Annotated in this window: 1 protein-coding gene; it reads right to left on the reverse strand. The window is 65.8% G+C overall.

The window, feature by feature from the left end; all coding sequences use genetic code 11:
* On the reverse strand, positions 1-900 hold a 900-nt coding region (locus EOA24_RS39585; protein ID WP_133375018.1), incomplete at both ends, for a GGDEF domain-containing protein.

Here is a 900-nt window from a genome sequence, read left to right on the forward strand (position 1 = left end):
AGGATGCGCTTGGCCAGCGCATGGATGTCCTCGGTGGTGCCGGCCCCGTTGAGGATCATGACGAATTCGTCGCCGCCGAGCCGCGCGCAGAGGTCCGACGCGCGGCAGGAATCGCGCATGCGCTGCGCCGTCACCACCAGCACATAGTCGCCGGCGGCGTGTCCGAGCGTGTCGTTGATCTGCTTGAAGCGGTCGAGATCGAACTGGACCACCGCCAGGCGCTCGCGGCGCCGGTGCGCGCCCTTGATCAGCGTATCGAAATGGTCGGTCAGGAAGGTACGGTTGTGGAGACCGGTCAAGCCGTCATGCACGGCGATGAAGGCCATGGAGTTGCGCGCGTCGACCAGCTCGCGGGTCTTGCGCAGGATGGCGTTGGACATCGGCCGGAAGATGAACAGCGCCACCAGCACGATGACGCCGAGGGTGGCGAAGAACAGCGTGCGGTGCAGGTCGAGGATGTTGCTGGATTGCGCGTCGGCGAATGCGCTGATGCGCTGGCCGAGCGCGGCATAGCCCGACAGTGTCGCATTGGCGACGGAAGCGTCGAGGCCGGCGCGTTCGCCGCCGGCCTTGTAGCCGTTCCTCTGCATGCCGAGCTGCGACTCGAAGGACGAGACCAGCCTTTCGCCATTGGCGACGAGCCCGACCGAGAAGTAATCGAGGTGGAACGGCTTGTTGAACAGCACATATTCGATCGACTTCGGATCGTTGCGTGCCGGCGACAGCGGATCGGCGCCGGTCTCCTTGAGCAGCCGGTCGTAGCTGGTTTCGAATTCGCCGGTCGCCTGCTTGAGCGCGGTGACCAGCGACGGCTGCTTGTCGCGCGAGGCAGCGCCCGTGGCGCTCGCCAGGAAGACGATGCGCTGCGACAGCGCCTTCTGCGTCGAGACGATGTCGAGC

It is taken from the genome of Mesorhizobium sp. M2A.F.Ca.ET.039.01.1.1 (genome assembly GCF_003998035.1).
Classification (GTDB): Bacteria; Pseudomonadota; Alphaproteobacteria; order Rhizobiales; family Rhizobiaceae; genus Mesorhizobium.